General features: G+C 66.9%; 4 protein-coding genes. 1 reads left to right on the top strand and 3 read right to left on the bottom strand.

What is annotated here, in order from left to right; translation table 11 throughout:
* Together G3N99_RS36725 and G3N99_RS36720 are read right to left on the bottom strand one after the other, a co-directional pair.
* The coding region (locus G3N99_RS36725) for an oxidoreductase (protein ID WP_206124808.1) at positions 1 to 627 on the bottom strand (627 nt) is incomplete at its 3' end.
* Between the two features lie 26 nt (positions 628 to 653).
* On the bottom strand, positions 654 to 1,376 hold the full coding sequence (locus G3N99_RS36720) for an SDR family oxidoreductase (RefSeq protein ID WP_206124807.1): 723 nt from the start codon (positions 1,374 to 1,376) through the stop codon (positions 654 to 656).
* A gap of 99 nt (positions 1,377 to 1,475) precedes the next feature.
* Between G3N99_RS36720 and G3N99_RS36715 the strand changes: the two genes are divergently transcribed.
* A complete protein-coding gene (locus G3N99_RS36715; RefSeq protein WP_174943554.1) occupies positions 1,476 to 2,381 on the top strand; it encodes a LysR family transcriptional regulator in 906 nt (301 codons plus the stop codon).
* Positions 2,382 to 2,686: 305 nt separating this feature from the next.
* Here G3N99_RS36715 and sctC read toward each other — a convergent pair.
* On the bottom strand, positions 2,687 to 3,666 hold a 980-nt coding region (gene sctC / locus G3N99_RS36710), incomplete at its 5' end, for a type III secretion system outer membrane ring subunit SctC (protein WP_206124806.1).

Here is a 3,666-nt window from a genome sequence, read left to right as displayed (position 1 = left end):
CTTGCCCGCCGTTTCCGCGTAGTCGTCGATCCGGATCGCGGATTCAACCATCGAACGCCCCGCCCAGTCGGTGCGAAACGCGCCCGGCTCGACGATCGTCACGCGAATGCCCAGCGGCGCGACTTCATGAGACAGCGATTCGGACAGGGCCTCGACCGCGAATTTCGTCGCGTGGTAGTAGCCCGTCGCGGCAAACGCGACGAGCCCGCCGAGCGACGACAGATTGAAGATGTGGCCTCGGCGCTGCTGCCGCATGCCGGGAAGAATCCGCTGCGTCAGTGCGTTGAGGCCGAACACGTTGACCTCGAACTGCGCGCGGATCTGCCGGTCCTCGCCTTCCTCGATCGCGGCGAGATACCCGTAGCCGGCGCTGTTGACGAGCACGTCGATTGCGCCGAAACGCGATCGCGCCTGCTCGACGGCGCGTGCGATCGAAGCCGGGTCGGTGACGTCGAGCGGCAGCGGCAACACGCGTTCGTCGTACCGCCGGGCGAGATCCGACAGGCTGTCGGGCTGGCGGGCGGTCACCACCGCGCGCCAGCCACGTTCGAGCACGGCTTCGGCGAGCGCCCGGCCGAGGCCGGACGATGCACCGGAAATGAACCACACGGGCGATTGATCGTTCATCGGTTGCTCCTTGAGGAAACGGCGGTTCAGCTGGTCTGGCCCGTCGGCCGGATCGTGAGTTCGTTCACGCTGACGCTCGACGGCGACTCGATCACGTGGCGCACCGCGCGCCCGATATCCGCCGGTTGCAGCGCAATCGCGCGGTACTCGCGCATGTACGCCTGGGTCGGCCCGTGCGTGATCGTGTCGGCCAGCTCGCTTTCGACGACGCCGGGATTGATGCAGGTGATCCGCAGTGCCGGATGCTCCTGGCGCAGGCCGTCCGACAACGCGCGCACCGCGAACTTCGTCGCGCAGTAGACGGCGGCGGTCGGCGACACCGACAGCGCGCCGATCGACGCGATGTTGATGATCTGCCCGGCGCCGCGCGAATCCATGTGCGGCAGCACGGCCGCGATGCTCCACAGGACGCCCTTGATGTTGACGTCGACCATGCGGTCCCATTCGTCGTGATGGCCGGCGACGAGCGGCGACAGCGGCATGACGCCCGCGTTGTTCACCAGGACGTCGATGTGCCCCCACGTCTCCAGCGCCGCATCCGCGAACGCTTGCGCCGATCGGCGATCGGTCACGTCGAGCGAGCAGGTTTCGACTGCGGCGCCCGCCGCGCGGAGATCGCGCGCGATGGCGTCGAGCCGGTCCGTGCGCCGCGCACCGAGCATGAGCTTCGCGCCCGGTACCGCCAGCGCGCGTGCAATGCCCTCGCCGATTCCGCTCGATGCGCCCGTGATGAGAATGACTTTGTCCATGACACCTCCCTGTTTCGATGACAGGACGATATCGCCGCTTCTCTGTCGCTTGTAGATGGTGAATACTGGATGGGTTGGTTAGCGTCACTGGACAATGATATGGACCTGAATCTTCTGCCGCTGCTCCTCGCCGTCGCCAGGGAACGGAACTTCCGCGCGGCGGCCGACCGGATGGGCGTCACCCGCTCCGCGGTCAGCCAGGGCATCCGGCGGCTCGAGGACACGCTCGGCGTCGCACTGGTGGTGCGCACCACGCGATCGGTTCAATTGACCGACGCGGGCGCGCAGCTGGTGCAGTCGCTGGAGGGGCCGCTCGTCGACATCGGCAGCGCGCTCGATGCCACGGGCACCACCGACGCGCCGCGCGGCCATCTTCGGCTCACGGCCACGTCGATTGCCGAGCCCTTCCTGTCGGGCCCGTTGCTGGCAAGCTTTGCCGAGCGTTATCCCGACGTGACCATCGACGTGACCGTCACGGACGAAGAATTCGATATCGTCGAGCGTGGCTTCGATGCCGGGATCCGTCTGGGACAGGTCATCGAAAAGGACATGATTGCCGTGCCGCTGGGCGGCGAGCAACGCGAACGCGCGGCGGCCGCGCCCGGCTACGTCGAAAAGTACGGCGCACCCGGCCACCCTGACGAGCTCGTCCGGCACCGCTGTATCGGCTGGCGGCTGTCGCCCGAGCTGGCGCCTTACCGCTGGGAGTTCGTGGAAGACGGCCGCCCGTTCGACGTCGCGGTCGAGCCGCAGCTGACGACCAACGACTTGCGCCTGATGCTGCGCCTCGCGCTGGCCGGCGCCGGCATCACGTTCGCGCCCGAGGACTGCCTGCGCGCGCATTTCGACGACGGCTCGCTCGTGCCGCTGCTCGAGGATTTCCTGCCACCATTCCCCGGCTTCTTTCTCTACTTTCCGCAGCGGCGCAACATGGTGCCGAAGCTGCGGGCGTTGATCGATCATGTGCGGCAATGGCAGGCGCCGCCGTCTGGCGTTGGTGGTTGATGCGTGCCGCGCCACGCGAGCGCGCCAGGTCCGATCGACACCCGTTCATGAGGCTCGTCAGGTCGTCCCGCGCGAAGACGATGATGAGCAAACGCCAGACCGGCCCCGGGTCGACATACTCCCCTGTCGGCCAGCACTTCAGCACTTCGTGAACGTAGACAAAAAACAACCGGCAACACACGAAGGCGCGTCTGAATGACCCATCGCCTGTCGCGTTCGCGCAGCGCTTCCATCTGGATCAGATCGCTCGTTGACCCGTTGGCCTCCACGAACTCCGTCCGACCTCACACCCGGCCGCCGCCCGTTCAAGGCTCGATCACACGCGGCGTCACGAGAAAGAGCCGCTCACTATGTCCGTCCTGTCTGTCGGTCGCGCGGAACAGCGCGCCGACGAGCGGCAGCTTCGACAGCACCGGTATGCCCGATTGCGTGCTCGAGCGCGCATCCACCTTGTAGCCGGCGATCAGCAACGCCTGCCCCTGCTCGATGAACGCCTGCGTGTTGATCTCGTTCGATTCGATCACCGGAATGTTGTCGACCGTTTGCCGCGACAGCTCGCCGTCGACGATCCGCACGTCGAGCTTGATCTGCGTGCGCCCGCCCTCCTCGACGACCATCGGCAGCACGCGCAGCGACACGCCCGTCGAGATGCTGTACAGGTCGGCCGACGTGTAGCCCGCGACGCGCACGAAGAACTGCTTCTTGTTGTCCATCACCGCTTCGACGTTGTCGAGCGTCGTGACTTTCGGGCTCGCGTCGGTGCGCGCCTGGTTCGACGATTCGAGCGCGTTGATGCGCGCGAGCAGATAGCGGCCCGCGTCGCCGAGCACGGCCGTCAGCGACAACCCGAGCGGGCTCGCCGGCAGGCCAACCGAATCGTTGCCAGGCACCGTGATCGAACCGAATGTCGGATTCAGCGAACCGTTCGCATACGAATTCTGCGACGTGAGCCCCGTGCCCGTCTGCAGATCGACATGGCTGTTGTGCGCGCGCCAGTCGACGCCGAGCTGCTTGAGCGCGCCTTCGTCGATCTGGATGATGCGCGCCTCGATCTCGATCAAACGCGGCTTGACGTCGAGGAGCGCGATCAGGTCCGGATACTGCGTCATGTGTTCCGGCACGTCGCGCACGAGAATCGAGTTCGTGCGCGGATCGGCCTGGATCACCGGCAGGTCGGTCGAATCGCTCGCGCCCACCGGTACGCCGTTCGCACCGCCGCTCGCGTCGGGCCAGCCGGCGCCCGACACGCGCGCCGCGCCCGGATTGGCGATCGCGGCGGCAACCA

The organism is Burkholderia sp. Ac-20392, from assembly GCF_017104585.1.
GTDB lineage: Bacteria > Pseudomonadota > Gammaproteobacteria > Burkholderiales > Burkholderiaceae > Burkholderia > Burkholderia lata.
This window is presented reverse-complemented; position numbering and strand designations above follow the sequence as displayed.